At 64.5% G+C, this 19,058-nt stretch carries 14 protein-coding genes; 8 read left to right on the top strand and 6 right to left on the bottom strand.

Features of this window, described 5'->3' with window-relative positions:
- Positions 1-92: 92 nt before the first annotated feature.
- From PF66_RS16920 to PF66_RS16900, 5 genes are all read left to right on the top strand, one after another.
- Positions 93-1,511 carry a short-chain fatty acid transporter gene (locus PF66_RS16920; protein ID WP_054063342.1) on the top strand — a complete coding sequence of 473 codons (1,419 nt, stop codon included), beginning with the start codon at positions 93-95 and terminating at the stop codon, positions 1,509-1,511.
- Positions 1,512-1,713: 202 nt separating this feature from the next.
- Entirely contained in the window at positions 1,714-3,414 is a 1,701-nt protein-coding gene (gene acpA, locus PF66_RS16915) for an acid phosphatase (protein WP_054063341.1), read from the top strand.
- Between the two features lie 215 nt (positions 3,415-3,629).
- Positions 3,630-5,327 carry a molecular chaperone HscC gene (locus PF66_RS16910; protein WP_054059580.1) on the top strand — a complete coding sequence of 566 codons (1,698 nt, stop codon included), beginning with the start codon at positions 3,630-3,632 and terminating at the stop codon, positions 5,325-5,327.
- A gap of 12 nt (positions 5,328-5,339) precedes the next feature.
- On the top strand, positions 5,340-6,968 hold the full coding sequence (locus PF66_RS16905) for a J domain-containing protein (RefSeq protein ID WP_054063340.1): 1,629 nt from the start codon (positions 5,340-5,342) through the stop codon (positions 6,966-6,968).
- A gap of 116 nt (positions 6,969-7,084) precedes the next feature.
- Positions 7,085-8,260, top strand: coding sequence for a hypothetical protein (locus tag PF66_RS16900; RefSeq protein WP_054063339.1), 1,176 nt, complete (start codon positions 7,085-7,087; stop codon positions 8,258-8,260).
- 78 nt (positions 8,261-8,338) lie between these two features.
- On the opposite strand, the gene can is transcribed toward PF66_RS16900, so the two are convergent.
- The 3 genes from can to PF66_RS16885 form a co-directional block, all read right to left on the bottom strand.
- Complete coding sequence (gene can / locus PF66_RS16895) at positions 8,339-8,983, bottom strand: carbonate dehydratase (RefSeq protein ID WP_054059583.1); 645 nt, start codon at positions 8,981-8,983, stop codon at positions 8,339-8,341.
- A 94-nt stretch (positions 8,984-9,077) separates the two neighbouring features.
- Positions 9,078-9,530 (bottom strand): ribosomal protein S18-alanine N-acetyltransferase, encoded by a 453-nt coding sequence (rimI, locus tag PF66_RS16890; RefSeq protein ID WP_054059584.1) that lies wholly within the window; start codon positions 9,528-9,530, stop codon positions 9,078-9,080.
- Entirely contained in the window at positions 9,523-10,314 is a 792-nt protein-coding gene (locus PF66_RS16885; RefSeq protein ID WP_054063338.1) for a hypothetical protein, read from the bottom strand. The genes rimI and PF66_RS16885 overlap by 8 nt, the downstream gene beginning before the upstream one ends.
- 168 nt (positions 10,315-10,482) lie before the next feature.
- Between PF66_RS16885 and mksB the strand changes: the two genes are divergently transcribed.
- The 3 genes from mksB to mksF are packed head-to-tail and all read left to right on the top strand — an operon-like array spanning position 10,483 to position 15,303.
- Positions 10,483-11,763 carry an Mks condensin complex protein MksB gene (mksB, locus tag PF66_RS16880; protein WP_054059586.1) on the top strand — a complete coding sequence of 427 codons (1,281 nt, stop codon included), beginning with the start codon at positions 10,483-10,485 and terminating at the stop codon, positions 11,761-11,763.
- Entirely contained in the window at positions 11,753-12,466 is a 714-nt protein-coding gene (mksE, locus tag PF66_RS16875) for an Mks condensin complex protein MksE (protein WP_054063337.1), read from the top strand. The genes mksB and mksE overlap by 11 nt, the downstream gene beginning before the upstream one ends.
- Positions 12,463-15,303 (top strand): Mks condensin complex protein MksF, encoded by a 2,841-nt coding sequence (gene mksF / locus PF66_RS16870; RefSeq protein WP_054063336.1) that lies wholly within the window; start codon positions 12,463-12,465, stop codon positions 15,301-15,303. Before mksE ends, mksF begins: the two co-directional genes overlap by 4 nt.
- Positions 15,304-15,373: 70 nt before the next feature.
- Here mksF and PF66_RS16865 read toward each other — a convergent pair whose 3' ends face one another.
- From PF66_RS16865 to PF66_RS16855, 3 genes are read right to left on the bottom strand one after another with little or no spacing between them, the layout of a single operon-like run.
- Positions 15,374-17,677: a PqiB family protein gene (locus PF66_RS16865; RefSeq protein WP_054059589.1), complete on the bottom strand. Its 2,304-nt coding sequence runs from the start codon at positions 17,675-17,677 to the stop codon at positions 15,374-15,376.
- Complete coding sequence (locus tag PF66_RS16860) at positions 17,670-18,293, bottom strand: paraquat-inducible protein A (RefSeq protein WP_054059590.1); 624 nt, start codon at positions 18,291-18,293, stop codon at positions 17,670-17,672. Before PF66_RS16860 ends, PF66_RS16865 begins: the two co-directional genes overlap by 8 nt.
- Positions 18,280-18,939 carry a paraquat-inducible protein A gene (locus PF66_RS16855; RefSeq protein WP_054063335.1) on the bottom strand — a complete coding sequence of 220 codons (660 nt, stop codon included), beginning with the start codon at positions 18,937-18,939 and terminating at the stop codon, positions 18,280-18,282. Before PF66_RS16855 ends, PF66_RS16860 begins: the two co-directional genes overlap by 14 nt.
- Between the last annotated feature and the right edge of the window lie 119 nt (positions 18,940-19,058).

The following is a 19,058-nucleotide window of genomic DNA, read 5'->3' as shown; positions in this document are numbered from 1 at the left end:
CGAGCGGTGAATACCGCATTCTTGAGCGGTTCCGGTCGCCTCCATCGGGGCGGCTGTCCTCCCTACAATCATAAGAAAACCGAGGTACTTCCGTGGCTGCCGACATTGATGAAAGCCGCTATGCCCGCTTTGCCCTGCGCTGCTCGAACTGGGCCGAGCGCTGGTTTCCCGACTCCTGGGTGTTCGCCGCACTGGCGGTGATCGTCGTCGCCCTGGGTACCCTGGCCATGGGCGCCAAACCGACCGATGCCGCCATGGCGTTCGGCGATGGCTTCTGGAGCCTGATTCCCTTCACCATGCAGATGGCCTTCGTGGTCATTGGCGGTTATGTGGTCGCCAGCTCACCGCCCGCAGTGAAGCTGATCGACCGCCTGGCACGCATTCCCGGCAACGGCCGCTCGGCCGTGGCCTGGGTGGCGCTGATTTCAATGGTCGCGTCACTGCTCAACTGGGGCCTGTCGCTGGTGTTCGGCGGCCTGCTGGTGCGGGCCCTGGCCCGACGTACCGACCTGCACATGGACTACCGCGCCGCCGGGGCCGCCGCCTACCTCGGTCTTGGCGCGGTGTGGGCACTGGGCCTGTCGTCGTCCGCCGCACAGTTGCAGGCCAATCCGGCCAGCCTGCCGCCGTCGATCCTGTCGATCACCGGGGTCATTCCCTTCACCCAGACCATTTTCCTCTGGCAATCCGGGGCACTGCTGCTGGCGCTGATCGTGGTCTCGCTGGTGGTGGCCTACGCCACCGCGCCCGGGCCCAACACGGCTCGCGATGCCAGGGCCTGCGGCGTCGACCCGAGCTTCAACCTGCCACCGCTGAGCCCGCGCACCCGGCCTGGCGAATGGCTGGAACACAGCCCGCTGCTGACCCTGCTGTTGGCCCTGCTGGCCGCCGGTTGGCTGTTCCACGAGTTCTCGAGCAAGCCGGCGATCAGCGCCATCTCCGGGCTGAACACCTACAACTTCCTGTTCCTGATGGTGGGCGCCCTGCTGCACTGGCGCCCGCGCAGTTTCCTCGACGCGGTATCGCGGGCCGTGCCGACCACCACCGGGGTGCTGATCCAGTTCCCGCTGTACGGCTCGATCGCGGCGCTGATGACCACGGTCAAGGGCAGCGATGCCCAGACCCTGGCGCATCACATCTCGACCTTCTTCACCCGGATCGCCTCCCATGACACCTATGCGCTGCTGATGGGCGTGTACTCGGCGGTGCTGGGCTTCTTCATTCCGTCCGGTGGCGGCAAGTGGGTCATCGAGGCGCCGTACGTGATGCAGGTCGCCAACGAACTCAAGTACCACCTGGGCTGGGCGGTACAGATCTACAACGCAGCCGAGGCCCTGCCGAACCTGATCAACCCGTTCTACATGCTGCCGCTGCTCGGCGTGCTGGGCCTGAAGGCGCGCGACCTGATCGGTTTCTCCTTCGTGCAGTTGCTGGTGCATGCGCCGCTGGTGCTGGTGCTGCTGTGGGCGCTGGGGACGACCCTGGCCTATAGCGGGCCGGTGATGCCGTAGCGGGGCATTCAGCATGGCTGGCCAAGACACGCGCCAGCCAGGCCAGCGTTCGTCGGCCTAACGCCAGCACTTTCCTCCCCGTCCCCAACAGGCATACTGCATGGCCCGACGCAGAGCGGTCGTCGCCGTTCTGTCATATTGCGTTGCTAGCGTGCGATGCGAAATATTTTGTTACGTCTAACCCAGCCAGCAGGAACCCAGGATGAGTGACGAGAAAGCCCCCGAGCAGTCGCCGGCCGCCGATGCCGACACCCCGACCAATACCAGCCGCCGCCGTTTTCTCGGTGGTGTCGCCGTGCTGGGGGCTGGCGCGACCCTGAGTGCCTGTGGCTCGCCAGGCGAGCCGGGCAAGCAGCCCGAGGTCAAGGAGCTGTCCGGTGCCGCGCTGGACAAGGCGTTGCAGGAACAGGTCAAGACCGTGGTGGTGATCTACGCCGAGAACCGCAGCTTCAACAACCTGTTCGGCGACTTCCCGGGCGTGGAGAAACCGCTGTCCTCGCTCAAGCCGGCCGACTACCAGCAATACGACCGCGATGGCAGCCTGCTGCAGACCCTGCCTCCGACCTGGGGCGGCGTGCTCCAGGTCGGCCCGCAAAGCCTCGACGGCGTGACTTACCCGGTGGAAACCCAGTTCCAGGAAAACCTGCCCAACGCCCCCTACGCCCTCAAGGGCCCGAACGGCGAAGACCTGCCCCTGGGCCTGGTCACCCGCGACCTGTGGCACGTGTTCTACCAGAACCAGATGCAGATCAACGGCGGCAAGAACGACCGTTTCGTCGCCTGGGCCGACTCTGGCGGCCTGACCATGGGCTACTACGCCCAGACCCGCTACTCCCTGCGTCTGTGGGACGTGGCGAAGGAGTTCGTGCTCTGCGACAACTTCTTCCAGGGCGCCTTCGGCGGCTCGTTCCTCAACCACCAGTACCTGATCAGCGCCAAGGTGCCGTTCTACCCGGATGCCGTCAACTCGGTGGCCAAGTCGCAGATCGCCAAGGTGCAAAGCAATGATCCGACCGACCCGCGCCTGATGCCGCTGGAGAAGTCCCCGGCCAGCGCCATGAGCGGCCCGCCGCAGTTCGGCCCGAGCGCGCTGACCCCCGACGGCTACGCGGTGAACACCATGGCGCCGCCGTACTGGCCGACCTGGATCCGCGACCCCGAGCGTCCGGACTACGCCAAGCCGGACCTGCCGACCGTGCTGGTGCCGCAGACCCACGAGCACATCGGCGACAAGCTGTCGAAGAAGAACATCGACTGGGCCTGGTATGCCGGTGCCTGGCAGGTGACCCTGGAGCAGTTCAAGGACTCGGGCGGCATTCCGAAGATCCCGAACTTCCAGTATCACCACCAGCCGTTCAACTACTTCACCCGCCAGGGCCCGGAAAATCCTGCAGAACGAGCCAAGCGCCTGCGTGATGGCGGGCTGGGCGACGAGACCGCCACCAACAGGTTCCTCGCCGACGCCGCAGCCGGCAAACTGCCGGCTGTGACCTTCTACAAGCCCCAGGGCAACCTCAACATGCACGCCGGCTACGCCGACGTGGCCGCCGGCGACCGGCATATCGTGCGGGCCCTGAAGGTACTGCGCGAAAGCCCGCAGTGGCAGAACATGGTGGTGGTGGTCACGGTCGACGAGAACGGCGGCTGGTGGGACCACGTGGCACCGCCCAAGGGCGACCGCTGGGGCCCGGGCACGCGGATTCCGGCGTTGGTGGTCTCGCCCTTCGCGCGCAAGGGCACGGTGGACCACACGGTGTACGACACCGCGTCGATCCTGCGCCTGATCACTCGCGTGTTCCAGCTGGAGAAACTCGACGGCATCAGGGAGCGCGATGAGGCGATGACCGCCCGCGGGCAGAAGCCGATGGGCGACCTGACCAACGCCCTGCGCTTTACCGCCTGATTCGGGGCCCCGTTCGCGCATAAACCGGAGCGCCGGACCGCCGGCGCCCCGGTTCATCCGCGAACAGGACCCTCAAAGCCCACCAGGACTTCCCCTCCCCAAACCAATAATAGCCAAGTGCTACCACCCTCTTTACCCCCTCCATCCTCAGGTAATATCCTGAGCGGATTATTTCTGTTTCAGTTTTTTGCAGATCGCAAAGGGAGTTCAGCGCAATGATCGTAGGGATCGACCTGGGAACCACCAACAGCCTTGTCGCCGTCTGGCGCGGTGAGGCCAGCGAGTTGGTGCCCAATGCACTCGGCCAGTTCCTCACGCCGAGCGTGGTCGGACTCGACGACGAAGGCCGGATCCTCGTTGGCCAAGCCGCCAAGGAGCGTCTGCACACCCACCCGCGCAGCACCACCGCGCTGTTCAAGCGCCACATGGGCAGTGCCCAGGAAGTGCGCCTGGGCGATCGCCTGTTCCGCCCAGAAGAGCTTTCCGCACTGGTGCTCAAGAGCCTCAAGGAAGACGTCGAACGCGCCTACGGCGAAACCGTGCACGAAGCGGTGATCAGCGTCCCGGCCTACTTCAGCGATGCCCAGCGCAAGGCCACGCGAATCGCCGGTGAACTGGCCGGGCTCAAGGTCGACAAACTGATCAACGAGCCCACTGCGGCGGCCCTCGCCTACGGCCTGCACCAGCGCGACAAGGAAACCTCGTTCCTGGTCTTCGACCTCGGCGGCGGCACTTTCGACGTGTCGATCCTCGAACTGTTCGATGGGGTCATGGAGGTCCGCGCCAGCGCCGGCGACAACTTCCTCGGCGGCGAGGATTTCGATGCCGCGCTGCTCGAACGCTTTGTCGACAGCCAGCGCAACGCACCGGACTTCCCGGACCAGGCCAGCGTGATCCAGCCCCTGCGCCGTGAGGCCGAGCGGGTACGCAAGGCCCTCGGCCAGGAACCGAGCGCCGAATTCACCCTGCGGGTCGATGGCCGCCAGTGGAGCCAGACCTTCACCCAGCAGCAGTTGGCCGATCTCTACGCGCCGCTGCTGGAACGCCTGCGCGGCCCGATCGAACGCGCCCTGCGCGATGCGCGGATTCGCGTCAGCGATCTCGACGAGATCCTCCTGGTCGGCGGCACCACCCGCATGCCGCTGGTGCGCAAGCTCGCGGCCGGGCTGTTCGGCCGCTTCCCGTCCATCAGCCTCAACCCCGATGAGGTGGTGGCCCACGGTGCGGCCGTCCAGGCCGCGCTCAAGGCCCGCTCGGCGGCCCTCGAGGAAGTGGTGCTGACCGATGTCTGCTCCTACACCCTGGGTATCGAGACCTCCCAGCAGTACGGCCAGCAGATCGAAAGCGGGCACTACCTGCCGATCATCGAGCGCAACAGCATTGTCCCGGTCAGCCGGGTCAAGAACGTGTACACCCTGCACGACAACCAGGAAGTGGTGAAACTGAAGATCTACCAGGGCGAAAGCCGCCTGGTGCGCGACAACGTCTTCCTCGGCGAACTGGAAATGCCGGTGCCCAAGCGCAAGGCCGGCGAGGTCGAGCTGGATGTGCGCTTCACCTATGACAACAACGGCCTGCTCGAAGCCCAGGTCACCGTGCCGCTGACCGGTGAACAGCACTCGCTGGTGATCGAGAACAACCCTGGCGTGCTCACTCCAGAGGAAATCCGGCAACGCCTGCAGGCCTTGAGCCAGCTCAAGATCCACCCACGCGACCAGCAGGTCAATACCGTGCTGACCGCCCGCCTGGAGCGTCTCTACCAGGAAAGCCTGGGCGAGCTGCGCGAACGCATCGGCTACCTGGCCGGCCAGTTCCAGCAGGTGCTGGACAGCCAGGACGAACGGCGGATTCGCGAGGCACGCAGTGAACTGACCGAACAGCTGAACAGGCTCGACAACGGCATCTGGCACTAAGGGAGTTGCGACATGGACTGTTGGTCGATCCTGCAACTGACCGAAGACGCCGATGAGCGCAGTATCAAGCGCAGCTATGCGCGACTGCTGAAGGTCACCCGCCCGGACGAGAATGCCGAGGCCTTCCAGCGCCTGCGCGAAGCCTATGAAGAGGCTCTGGACATTGCCCGCTGGCGCGATGACGACGAGGTCGTGGTCGAAAGACGTCCTCCCGAGCCCGCAGTGGTCGTCGAGGCGCCCGAACAGCCGGACGGGTCAAGGCTGCCGCCACTGCAGCCGCCGAACGGGCCATCCGCAGCGCAGCAGGCCGAGGACCGGGCCCAGGCGCTGATGTCCGGCCTGAGCCCCGAACATCTGCCCGAACGCTGGGAACAGGCTGTCCAGCAGGACTGCGCCAGCGCCTTCGAGCAGGCGTTGCTGCGCCTGTGCTTCGAGCAGCCGGGCCTGCGCGGCGCCATTCTCGGTTGGGCCGTGCAGCAACGGGAATGGCTGACGCCCTGGCAGACCGTACGGATGGCGCCGGAGCAGGAGCAGACCTTGTCCGCCGACCTGCTGCAAGGGTACCGGCAGGAACTCCAGGCACAGCTGGAGGCCGGCCAGGAACGCGAGTTCATCAACCAGTTGCAGCACTACAGCGGGCAGCCCTGGCTGAGAATCTTCGACCGTCGCCTGCAATGGCAACACCTGCTGCTGCAGATGCTTCACGAAAGCCAGTGGAGCCTGCCGTTGTTCGAGCGGGTCTGCCAGTTGTTCGGCTGGGACGAACGTACCGGTGTGACACCGGAGCCCGAGTGGCTGTGGCAGGCGCTGCTGGGCCGCTGCCATGAAGAAGGCTTCTATCAGAACCTGCTGGCCCGCGCCCAGGTGCAACCTTCACCGTCGTCGGAACACATGGCGGCGCACCTGCTGCTCGGTTCAGGCAGTCGCTGGCAGAAATTCCGCAAGATCCGCAAGTTCTCCGGTGCCGACTGGCAGGCCTGCCAGCAACTGAGCGAACAACTGACCCACCGCCACCCGCGATTGATCGAGCGCCTGCCCGAACCGGATGTATTCTTCTGGCACAAGTACCTGCCCCGCAACGTGCCGGACCATGGCTGGATTGTGTTCGGGCTGCTGCTGACGCTGGCCTACCTGCTGGCGCTGGTTCCGGGCATGGCCGGGCATCTGGGCAAGGGCCAAACCATGGAGGGGGCCGTGTTCGGCTCGCTGATCATCGCCGGCGCACTGGCGCTGCTGGGGCGGACCGTGGCCAGTTGGTGGGTGGTGCTGGCCTGGAACCTCTCCCCCCTCGATGTCTGGCTGACTGAACACCTGCTGCCCAAGCGTCTTTCTGCCAACGGTCGTGTCCTGCTGATCCGCCACGGTGTGCTGCAACTGATCATCACCGGCGTGTTCTGGGCGGCCCTGGGGCTGCTGGGAATGGTCTCGGTGCTGGGCATTGGGCTGGTCGGCCTGACCGACAGCCAGCGCAAGCCCATCGAACCGGCGGGCTCCTTCTGGCGCAGCCCCTGGCAGACAGTCTGCTACTGGACCCAGTGGAGCACGCGGCAGTGGTGTTTCGCCGCACTGATGCTGGTCGTCAGCAGCCTTTGCGTGCACTTCTTTCCCGGTTTTCCGTTGACCAGCTCCAAGTCGCACTAGTCCCTGGCCACCGCAAATTATCAGAAAAGATTTCTGAAAAACCGCTCCACGCTGTTCCGGCTGTACCTTTATGTACTTCCCCCACACGGGGGCCCTACGCTGAAAAGGATATGAGCATGTCGAAACTCGCAGGACTGACGTTCACCCTCGCCGCCATGACACTGGGCATGGCCACTGCCCACGCCGACGCCGACCTGAAACTGGGCAGCACCGAACGGGTCACCCAACTGTTCGCCTACCCCAACAACTGCAACGTGATCTGCTACCGCAACTGGACACTGGAACAGACCGCCGAGCACTACCTGAACCAGAGCGTGCAACGCGACGGCTACAGCAGTGCCAAGGTGACGGTGAAAACCGACAACGGCCAGCTCTACGCCCACTTCAGCGGTGTTCCGGATGGCTACGAAAAGCCGCTGGCGGCCCTGCTGGACGCTGGCGACCTGGCCTACAAGGGGGCGTCGAAACTCAATGCCGACGGCAAGTGGGAATACAGCTGGTACCTGTTCCTGCCGCTGGGCATGGCCCTGGACAACCGCAAGAGCGTCGAACTGCTGCACTTCCCGCCGGATTACTCGCTGACCCAGGCCCAGGACTACCTGGAGTCGAAAACCACCGACCGCTGGGCCGAACTGCTGACTGACAACGGCATTCCCAAGGAGCAGACGCCGGGTTACCAGACCATCATCGACATCGCCCCGATCGCCGCACCCGCCAGCGCCGGCAGCACCCTGGAAGGCGTGTACGGCTACTTCACCGATTACCAGACCACCATGGTCAAGCAAGTCAGCGTGACCGCCAAGGGCACGGCCCTGCCGATGGTGGCGTTCGGTGCGCCGGTGCGTAACTGGATCAAGCAGCAGTATGGCGCCACGGTGGCGGTGCTCGGCCTGGCCGAGATCAGCCCGACGACCGGGGTGACGGTACCGGTACTGGGCTCCAACCATCCGAGCTATATCTGGTATGCGGCCGATCCGTCGAACTACAACGGCGACCAGGCCAAGGCCGATGCGGCCGGCCTGAAAGTGATGGGCCAGGACCTGAGCGCGGCCTGCTGGCAGGCGGGCATGGGGCAGAAGCCGGGTAGCGATCCGAAGACCCTGCTCACCCGTTGCACGCAGAACTGGCAGGTGACCAACAAGGAACAGACCTGTGAGCTGTTCTATGTCTCGGTGCGCAACCTGAGCAAGGCCGATGCGCAGAAGAAATGCACCACGACTTCAGTCAAGACCCAGCTCAAGCAACTGCGTGAGCCGGCGCCGAAACCGACCACCGAAGCCCCCCATATCTGATCCTGAAAAGCAGACGGGGGGAGCCAGCTTGCCGGCTCCCCCCGTCTTTCTCTCCTGCCGGAACCCGGCAGCCTTGACTCAGGGCGCGCCGACCGGCCGCAGGCGATACTGCGGTGGCAGTTGCTCGAAGCCGCTGATGGTGGTGTCCAGGCTCTTCCAGCGACCATCCTTGATCCCGTAGATGCAGCCATGCACCGACAGGCTCTGCCCGCGATGCCAGGCGTTCTGGACGATGCTGGTGTGGGCGACGTTGGCCACCTGCTGGATCACGTTCAACTCGCACAGGCGGTCGACCTGTTCTTCCTCGGTCGGCAGCTTCGCCAGCGCTTCGCGGTTCTCGTAGTAGAGATCGCGAATGGAGCGCAGCCAGCCATCGATCAGGCCGAACTGGCGGTCCTGCATCGACGCACGCACGCCGCCGCAACCGTAGTGGCCGGTGACCAGGATATGCTTGACCTTGAGCACGTCCACCGCGTACTGGATCACCGACAGGCAGTTGAGGTCGGTGTGCAACACCACGTTGGCCACGTTGCGGTGGACGAACAGATCACCCGGCAACATGCCGACGATCTCGTTGGCCGGCACACGGGCGTCGGAACAGCCGATCCAGAGGAACTCCGGCGTCTGTTGGCGTGCCAGCTTGGCGAAGAACTCCGGGTCCTCTTCCTTGATCGCAGCGGCCCAGCGCTCGTTGTTATCAATCAGGTCTTGTAGTTCGTTCATGCTGTAAAGCCTCGAGATTGATGCACTGTTCTCTGACAACCGACCCGCGCTCGGGGTCACGCCGTCGTTTGCAGCACTCTCGAATCGGGCCGGATCAGTCGACCAGCGTCGCGGCCATCACCAGCGCATCCTCGCGCCCACCGACCGCCGGGTAGTAGTCACGACGACGGCCGACCTCGTTGAAGCCATAGCGCTCGTACAGCCGGTACGCGGTCTGGTTGCTGTCGCGAACCTCCAGGAAACACTCGCGGGCGCCGAGGTCGTAGGCCCGTTTCATCAGCTCTTCGAGCAGCCGCAGGCCAAGGCCACGGCCCTGGTTTTCCGGCTTGACGGTGATGTTCAACAGGTGCGCCTCATCGATGATCACCTGGATCACCCCATGCCCCACCTGCTGGTTGCCCTCGAACATCAGCCACACCTGGTAGGACTTCAGGGCATCGGTGAAGATGCCGCGGGTCCAGGGATGGCTGAACGCCGCGTATTCGATCTTCAGGATTGCATCCAGGTCCGCCTCGGTGGCCAGGCGAAAACTTACCGCATCACTCATCGTTGTGTTTCCAACGCGCCATCAGCCGACGCATGGCTTGCCAGACATCCGCCTTGCGCTGCGGCTCGTCCATCAGTAATTCCAGGCCAGGCAGCGCCCAGGCCGAGCCCAGGCCTTCGACCTGCAGCTCGCGGTTGTAGGATTGGGCATCGACCTCACCGGCGAAGCGCACCGCCGGCAGACCGATCAGCCACAGACAGGCGCACTCGGCCTCTTCCAGCCGTGCCTGGACAAAGCCCTGGACGAACTCGCGGGCCGCGTCCGGGCCCTGGTCCAGGTTGCCGCGGGCCAGCAGCGGCCAACGTACCGGCTCGCCGATGATCTGCGGCGCATCCGGCAGGCCGGCGGCACGCAACATGTCCTTGAGCAGCAGGTAGGACGGATCGCGGCTCTGGAACGGCTGGCCGGTCACCAGCTCGACCAGCAGCAGGCAACGCCCGGCCCGCAGCAATTGCAGGGAGAAACGCGGCGGCGGCACAACGGGCGCCTTGACCGGTGCGGGAGTTTCCTCTGTCTCGACCTTTGGCTTGCTTTCGGCACGGGCACTCGCGGACGGCCGCGGCACTTCGATTTTCGGCCGCTCGGCGGGCCTGGCCGACGGTTCCGCGACCTTGCGCACTTCAGGGGCCGGCGCGGTGATTTCGGCCGGTATCTCGACCAGCGGTTCGGGCTCGACAAACAGTTCCGGGCGCGACGGCGCGGCGAACGGCAGTTCGGTGCGGGGCAGCCAGTGGACCACCTGCATGGCGGTCAGATAGGCGCGGCGGCGGGACTCGATCAACAAGGGGCGGCCATCTGTGGATAAGTTCAGGGCGCTGATTCTACCGCCCTTCGGCCAAGATCGCCCGCAGTTGATCGCAATAACCGCGTACCTCTGATCGCCCGCGGGTCAACAAGCCGTTTCATGCAGTACAATCTCCCCTTTTAATTTGCCAATCAGTCAACCATTCCCATGATCGAACCCAAGCGCGTCCTGCGCGCCCTCGCCGAACACTGGGCACTCCTGGAGCCTCTGTGCGAACACTTCGACCAAGGCACCATGAGCCTTGGCGAGCTGCGTCAGCAGTTGGCCGCCCAGCAACTGGAAAGCACGCCCCAGGACATCACCAGCCTGCTGGACGTGTGGATCCGCCTCGACATCCTGGTGCCGGTGGCGAAAAGCCCGAACCGCTTCGAGCTGAACGCGCAGATCCATGATTTCCTGGCCTACCTGCGCCGCGAGCATCGCCTGGGCCTGTGCCTGGAGATCGAAGCCTACCTGCGTCACCTCGAACGCCTGGCCGGCTACATCCAGGATGCCTTCGAGATCCGCGATGGCAACGACCTGGCGCGCCAGTTGCGCCTGCTCGACATGCGCGTGCGCGACGTGCTGAAAAAGCTCGCCAACGACGAACAGGCCCTGGTCGCCGTCGCCGAACGGGCCAAGACCAGCGACCGGCAGATTCCGCTGCGCCAGCGCTATGCCGAGGTCCTGGCGACCTGGGACGAGTACGTCGAGCCGATGATCCAGCTGGTGAACGCCGACGGTGCCTTCGAACAGGGCGTGCGCAAGGTCGAGAACGTCCTGCTGCGCATGCTCGGCGAGCAGCAGCGCCTGGGTCACCTGGTCGATGACGACATGCTGCTGCGCACCCACGCGCGCATCCTGGAAATGCAGACCAGCGCCCAGCTGACCCTGCGTCATGCCCGCGAACTGCTGCTGCCACTGCGTGAAGAAGCCCGCCGGCACAACGCCGTGACCCGTGGCGCGGCGCTGGCACTGTCGGTGATCCGCCGCAAGGGCCTCGACGCCGTGCCGCAGGCGGCGATGCCGATGTTCACCCGACCGCAGAGCACCTTCCTCGGCAGTTCCGGCCAGGTCGAAGCCTATGTCTATGCGCTGGCCCGCTTCGAGGCCAAGCCGTCGCGCTTCCCCAAGGCGCACAAGGCAACCCGCGGCGGCGATTCGCCACGAGCCCCGCGCACGGTCAAGGAAATGCTCGAACGCTGCACCGACGCCCTGCCGATGCCGGACCTGATGAGCTGGCTGCTGGAACAGGAGCCGGACGGCGCCACCGACGAATTGCTCTACTGGTTCTCGCGCCTGTCGCGGGAGAAACGTTTCCAGCGCGAGCGTCTCGAACGCCGCGACTACTACACACAGGAGCACCTGGTCAGCCTGCGCTCCTTCGCCCTGCTCTCGCGTGTCGAAGACAGCGCCGAGAATTCCGCGAGCACACCTCATGCATCTTGATCTTTCCGAACTGTCCCAGCTGGCGCCGATCTTTCGCGAGCTGTTCAAGGGTTATCACATCAGCCGCCGCGATCCGGAGCTGTACGCCCAACTGTCGAACTGCCAGGACCAGTACCGCACGCTGTTCAAGGCGCTCGGCTTCGAACTGGTCTGCGATACCCGCGGCTTCTACTACTTCGTCCCGGACAATGCCACGGCGCAGGTGAACAAGACCGCCCAGCGCCTGGCGCTGTTCACCTTCATCCTGGTCGAGCACCTGGCCGACCAGGGCCGCGACCCGATCGCCGTGCTCGACGGCGGCAGTCTCGGCCGTGACGAACTGCCCTCGCTGCTGGAGAAGTACCGCGACCTGTTCGTCCAGGCCGAAGTCACCAGCCAGGACGAGCTGGAAGAGAAGATCATGCGCCGCATGACGCAACTCGGCTTTGCCCTGGAGGAACCCGGCCTGTTCCGCTTCCTGCCGCCGATGCACCGCTTCCTCGATGTCTGCCTGTCGGTCCAGCAGGACCGCGACATGGCGGCCAGCCTGCACAGCGTGCTGCCGTTGCCGACGCCGGTGATCGTCGACGAGGACAGCGACGAAAAACTCCTGGAGACCGACGACCCGCTGGACCTCAGCGAATTCGACGAAACCCGGGAAGAAAGTGAAGAAGACGCGCTGGCCCGGGCCATCGCCGACGAGCAGCAGGAGATGGATGCATGAGCCAGGAACGCTACGGCATTCGCCGCTTCGCCCTGTTGAACACCGCCGGCTACAGCCTCGGGCTGTTCCCGCTGGAAAACCCGCTGTCGGTGTACGGGGCGAACAACCTCGGCAAGTCGGCGTCGATCAACGCCCTGCAGTTCCCGATCCTGGCGCGCATGTCGGACATGAGTTTCGGCAAGTACAGCCTGGAGCAGTCGCGCCGCTTCTACTTCGCCAGCGACACCAGCTACATCCTCGTGGAAGTTTCGCTGCCCCACGGCCCGCATGTGATCGGCGTGGTCGGGCGCGGCCCGGGCGGCGGTTTCGGCCACCAGTTCTTCGCCTATGCCGGACAACTGGACCTGGCGCACTACCAGAAGGACGACACCTGCCTGCGCCAGAAGGAGCTGTTCAACAACCTCGAGCGCAACGGACTGAAGGCCTATGAGCTCAAGCCCGATGAGCTGCGGCGGCTGCTGGTCGGCGGGCACACCTCGATCCCGCTGGACCTGACCCTGATCCCGCTGCGCTCCACCAGCGAGCAGAGCCTGAAGACCTTCCGCGCGCTGTTCATCAACCTGCTGCACATGCGCGAGATCACCGCGGCCAAGCTCAAGCAACTGTTCCTCGATGCCTTCGAGCACAGCCTGCGCTCCGGCAGCGTCGACTATATCGCCGCCTGCGAGGAAGCGTTCCGCGATGTACGGCGCATGGAGCAGGACTACAACTCGCTGGTCGCCGCCGGTCCGCTGGTGGAGGCGCTGGCCGCCGGGGTACGCCAGCGCGACGTGCTGCGCGGCAAGCTGCACCGCATCTCGCCGCTGCTGGACTCGCTGCTGGGCACCTGGTCGGACTACGCCACAGCGCGCAAGGAAGAACTGGTGATCCAGTCCGAGCACTACCGCCGGGAACAGGACGCCCTGCAGAACGACCAGCGCGGCAGTACCCAGGAACTGATGCGCCTGGAGCGGGAGATCAGCGGTATCCAGCGCTGGCTCGGCGAGTTGTCGGTGCTCAAGCATCGCTTCGCCCTGGTCGACGACGTCAAGGTGCTGGAACAGCAACTGCTGGCCGCCAAGGATGCCCACGACGAACTCGCCGGCGCCCTGGCCCAGTCCCGGCAGTTCAGTGCCGAGGATCTGGAAGAGCGCCTGCGCGATCTGGAAAAACGCCTCAAGTCGGTCAAGCAGCAACTCGATCACGCCGACAACAACAGCTATGCCCGCCTGCGCGAAGAGTTCTCGCAGCAGGACGTCGAGCGCCTGATGCGCCTGTTCAACAGTTCGCTGTTCAGCCTGCCGCTGGGTGAACATGGCATCGCCCTGGATGACGAGGGCGAGTGGGTCAAGTCGCTGGAACTGATCCTCGACGGCTTCAAGGGTGAACGCTTCGTCGCTCCCGGCCTTGCCATCGACCTGTCGCACATCGAACCGCCGGCCTTGCAGGCCCTGGCCGACCGCGCGGCCCTGCGTGACCAGAAGGAGCGCCTGGAAAAGGAACTCAAGCAGCTCAAGACCCAGCAGGCCGTGGCCGCCGACCGGGCAGCGAGCAAGTCGCAGACCGAAGCGCTGTACCAGCAGGTGCTGGATGCGCAGAAGGCGCTGGAAGACTTCCGCCGGGCCGAGACGTTGTCCGCCGAAGAGCCCGAGAAGCTGGAACAACTGGCGCAGATGGAAGCCGCCCAGGACGAACTCAAGCGTTCCAGCGATGCCTTCACCGAACGCGTCCAGCAACTGTCGGCCAAGCTGCAACTGGTCGGCCGGCAGATCGGCGACATGGAAGCCAAGCAACGCACCCTCGACGATGCCCTGCGTCGTCGGCAGTTGCTGCCGGCGGACCTGCCGTTCGGTACGCCGTTCATGGAGCCGGTCGATGACTCCATGGACAACCTGCTGCCGTTGCTCAACGACTACCAGGACAGCTGGCAGGGCCTGCAGCGGGTCGATGGGCAGATCGAGGCGCTGTATGCCCAGGTCCGCCTCAAGGGCGTGGCCAAGTTCGACAGCGAAGACGACGTCGAGCGCCGCCTGCAACTGCTGATCAACGCCTATGACCATCGCACCGACGAAGCCCTGACCCTGGGCAAGGCCCGTCGCGCCGCGGTCACCGACATCGCCCGGACCCTGCGCAACATCCGCAGCGACTACGACAGCCTCGAGCACCAACTGGCGCTGTTCAACCGCGAGATCAACAAGCGCCAGGTGTCCAACCTGCAGAGCTTCCGCATCGTTCTGGCGCCGAACAAGGAAGCGCTCAAGCACATCGACCAGATCATCCACAGCGCCGGCCAGTACGAGGAAGGCGAGACGCTGTCGGTGTTCGACCTGACCCAGAGCGCCGAGCAGGACAACAAGAACGAAGAGGCCAAGGAATACCTGGCGCGGCTGGTGGCGGCCAACCACAACCAGCTGGGCCTGAAGGACCTGTTCGAACTGGCGTTCGAAATCACCAAGGTCCATGGCCAGCCGGTGATCCACACCGACATCGATGGCGCGGCGTCCAACGGCACCACCATGACCATCAAGGCGCTGACCAACATGTACCTGTTGCTGCACCTGATGGACCGTGACCTGGCCGGTCGCGTGCGCCTGCCGTACTACCTCGACGAGGCGGCGGACATCGACGAGCGCAACCAGGCGGCGCTGCTGGAGACCAGCCTGCAACTGGGCTTCGTGCCGATCCTGGCGAGCGTGAAGCCGCAGGTCTCGGCCCATGTGGCCATCGACCTGGAAGGCGGCAGCGGCCCGAACGGAATCTATATCGACGAAGCGGACTGGAAGTACATTCGTCGCCTGGACCAGGTTCGGGCCACGCTCAACAGCGAGGCTGCGGAGCCGGAGCTGGACGAGGCCTGATTCCACGGGCTGTAAACAAGAACGCCGCGATCATTGGATCGCGGCGTTCTTGTTTGTCCCGGATTCGTGGCTACTTGCCCAGCGGGATCTTCGGCGCCCAGGTCAGCCATTCATCCTCTGACTTGTCGAACAACGCGAAGGTCTGCTGCGGCCGTGCCGCCGCGCCCATCCGTTCGCCATCCGGCGTGGCGAAGGCGATACCGCCCTGGATCAGGGTCTCCAGCGACTCGGTACGCACCGTCGCGCCCTTGAACAGGCTGACATCGAAACCGAACCCGCTGCTGTTCCAGAAGCGGCTGCCAGTGCGCACCAGCGGCGCATAACGCGGCTCGATCAGGATATGGATCAGTACCCGGTCGCCAGTCGCGCCCAGTTCGTAGCCGGTGACCTTGCCCACCGCCACCTCGCGATAGGTCACCGGAACACCCTCCTTCAGCGAACCACGGCGCGGGGCACTCAGGGTCAGGCTCAGGCCGGCCTCGGCCACCTGTGCCTCCGGTGGTTGCTTGAGCGCAACGAAGCTCGTCTGTGCGCCCTGCTTCTTCGTCGCCGGCTGCACCTCGATGTACTGGCCGGTGACCAGGGTTTCCAGGTTGGCGGTCTTGATCAGGCCCAGCTCCGGCTTGACCACCCAGAACTGGCTGCCGACCCGGGCGATCTTCTCCGGCACCTCGGTAATGCGTGCCGACAGCAGTACCGACTGCAGGTCATCGCTGAGGTCGACGCTTTCGATCTTGCCGACATCCAGGCCCTTGAAACGGATCGGCGTACCAGGGCGCAAGCCGTCGGCACGGTCGACCCGGATGGTGATCAGGGTACCCTGCTGCTCGGCCGCCTCGTGGTTGGGGAACAGACGGAAACGTGGAATACGCCGTTTCAGCGGAGCCTTCTCGCGCAGGGTCTCGAAGGCGATACCGCCAGCGATCAGGGTCTGCAACGACTCGCTCTTGACCTGGATACCGCCGGTGAGGCCGCCGGTCAGGGTGATGCCGCTGACGTTCCAGAAGCGGGTCGAGGCGTTGACCAGGCCCTCGTACTCTTTCTCGATATGGACGCCGATCACCACCTGCTTGCGGTCGCGGGAGAACTGGTAGCTCTGCACCGAACCGACCTTGACCTGCTTGTAGAGAATCGGGCTGCCGACTTCCAGCGAACCGAGGTTGTCGGTGAACAGCACCAGGTGCAGGCCGGGTGAACGCAGGTCGAGCGGTGGCGCCTTGGCCCGTGCCTCGAACTCGCGCTGGGGACGGCCGCCCTTGTCGCCAGGCCGCACAGCGATGTAGTTACCCTTGACCAGCGCTTCCAGGCCGGTGATCCCGGCCAGGGAAATCGACGGCTTGACTACCCAGAACTGCGTGCCCTCCACCAGGTAATCCTCGGCGAGGGGGTCGAGGGTCAGTTCGGCATTGGCGCTGGTCAGGTCGGGATCGATCTTCAGGGTCTTCAGGCTGCCGACCTGGATACCCTTGTACATCACCGGCGTACGGCCGGCCTGCAAGCCTTCGAAATCGCTGAGCTTCACCTTCACCCGGATCCCCGCCTGGGCCGCATCGAAGTCCTCGTAGAGGCGGAACGGCAGGCTCGGGTCGGTGGGCGGGCTGTCCTTGCGGTTTTCCGGCGTGGCGAAGGCGATGCCACCGGCGACGATGCTGGCCAGGGACTCGCTGCGCAACTTCACCCCCGACAGGTTGGCGTCGATACTGATGCCGCTGGCGTTCCAGAAACGCGTGTGCTTGCGCACCAGGCTGGCATAGGCCGGCTCGATGAAAACCTTCAGCTCAACCATGTTCTGGTCCGGCGACAGTGCATAGCTCTTGATCTGGCCGACCTGGATCTGCTTGTAGAACACCGGGCTGCCACGATTGAGCGAACCCAGCCGGTCAGCCTTGATGGTGATATGCAGGCCGGGCTTGAGGTCCGAGAGCGGCGGCTCCTCGGACAGTGCCTTGAACTTGCGCGCCGGTTCGCCATCACCCGGGCTGACGGCAATGTAGTTGCCCGAGACCAGGGTTTCCAGGCCGGTGATACCGGCCAGGGAGACATTCGGCTTGACCAGCCAGAAGCGGGTGTTGGTGCGCAGGGACGACTCGACGTCCTTGTTCATCTCGATGGTGACGTTCACCCCCTTGGTAGAGCCCTCGGTGTCCAGGGTCAAGGCCTTGACCTTGCCGATCGGCATGCCCTTGTAGACGACTTCGGTCTTGTTGGCCTGGATGCCCTGGCCGCTCTCGAAACGTACCTGGATCTCGATACCGGTCTGGTTGTAGGCCCGCCAGCCGAGCCAGCCGCCGATGATCAGGGCGATCAGTGGCAGAACCCAGATGGCCGACCAGTTCGATGCCGGGCGGGTTTTGGCTTTTGGCAGATCACTCATTGTCGTCGTCCGACTCCGTGTTGTCCCAAATCAGTCGGGGGTCAAAGGTTATTGCAGCAAGCATCGTCAATATCACCACACTGGCGAAGGCCACCGCGCCGAGGTTGGCCTCGACGCTGGCGATTCTGCCGAAGTTGACGATCGCCACCAGGATGGCGATCACGAAAATATCCAACATTGACCAGCGGCCAATGAATTCGATGAAACGGTACATGATGATTCGCTGCCGGGCCGACAGCGGCTGGTGACGCTGTACCGAGAACAGTAGCAGGCCGATGCCCACCAGTTTGAACGTGGGTACCAGAATACTGGCGACAAAAACCACGGCGGCAATCGGAAACATGCCATGTTGCACCAGGGTGATGACGCCGGACATGATGGTGTCCGGGTCGCCCTTGCCCAGGGAGCTGACGGTCATGATCGGCAGCATGTTGGCCGGGATATAGAGAATCGCCGAGGTCAGCAGCAGGGCCCAGGTGCGCATCAGGCTGTTGGGACGGCGCGGATGCACCTGGGCACCGCAGCGGGTGCAAAGCTGCCCGTCGGTATCCGGCTCGTGCCGGTTCAGCTCATGGCATTCCGTGCAGATCAGGATACCTGCATCAATCGCCCGCATGTTCATCCTCTCCCGACAACGCCTGCCAGATCTGATGGGGAGACATCACCACCTCCAGCAGGATCTGCAGCAACAACAGACCGACAAAACAGGCCAGGCCAAGACCCAGGCTCAACTCCGCGAGGTCCGCCAACTTGACGATGGCGACCAGCACGCCCATCAGGTAGACCTCGAGCATGCCCCAATCACGCAGGTGATGGTAAATGCGATAGAGCAGCAGGCCATAGCTGCGGCCGATATCCCAGCGGATGCTCAGCAGCACCGCCAGCTGGCACAGCAGCTTGAGCAGGGGGATGCCCATGCTGCACAGAAACACCACGACGGCGATGCCGGTCATGCCGGTGTGGTGCAGGCCCAGGACGCCGCTCCACACCGTGTCGTCGGAAGTACGCCCCAGAAGATTGAGTTGCATGATGGGCAAAAAGTTCGCCGGGACGTACAGCAGCAGGGCCGCGATCACCAGCGCCAGGCTGCGTTCGACGACATTGTGGCGGTGGGCATAGAGTTCGTAGCCACAGCGTGGGCACTGGGCCTTTTCACCCAGGCCGAGCTGGGGCTTGCGCATCAGCAGATCGCACTCGTGGCAAGCCACCAGCTCGTCCAGGGGCAGTTCCGACACCTGAGGGGTGTCAACCGGATCCGGCATAGATAGAGGCTCTGACTCTGTAGGAAATTGAGCCTATTCTAGTGGGCTGGCTCGAAAATAACTGTGCAAATTTGTCGGAGTGCGCCGCGTCGGAGCCCAGAAAAGACAAAACCCCTACC

This window comes from Pseudomonas asplenii, assembly GCF_001293465.1.
Taxonomy (GTDB): Bacteria; Pseudomonadota; Gammaproteobacteria; order Pseudomonadales; family Pseudomonadaceae; genus Aquipseudomonas; species Aquipseudomonas fuscovaginae_B.
This window is presented reverse-complemented; position numbering and strand designations above follow the sequence as displayed.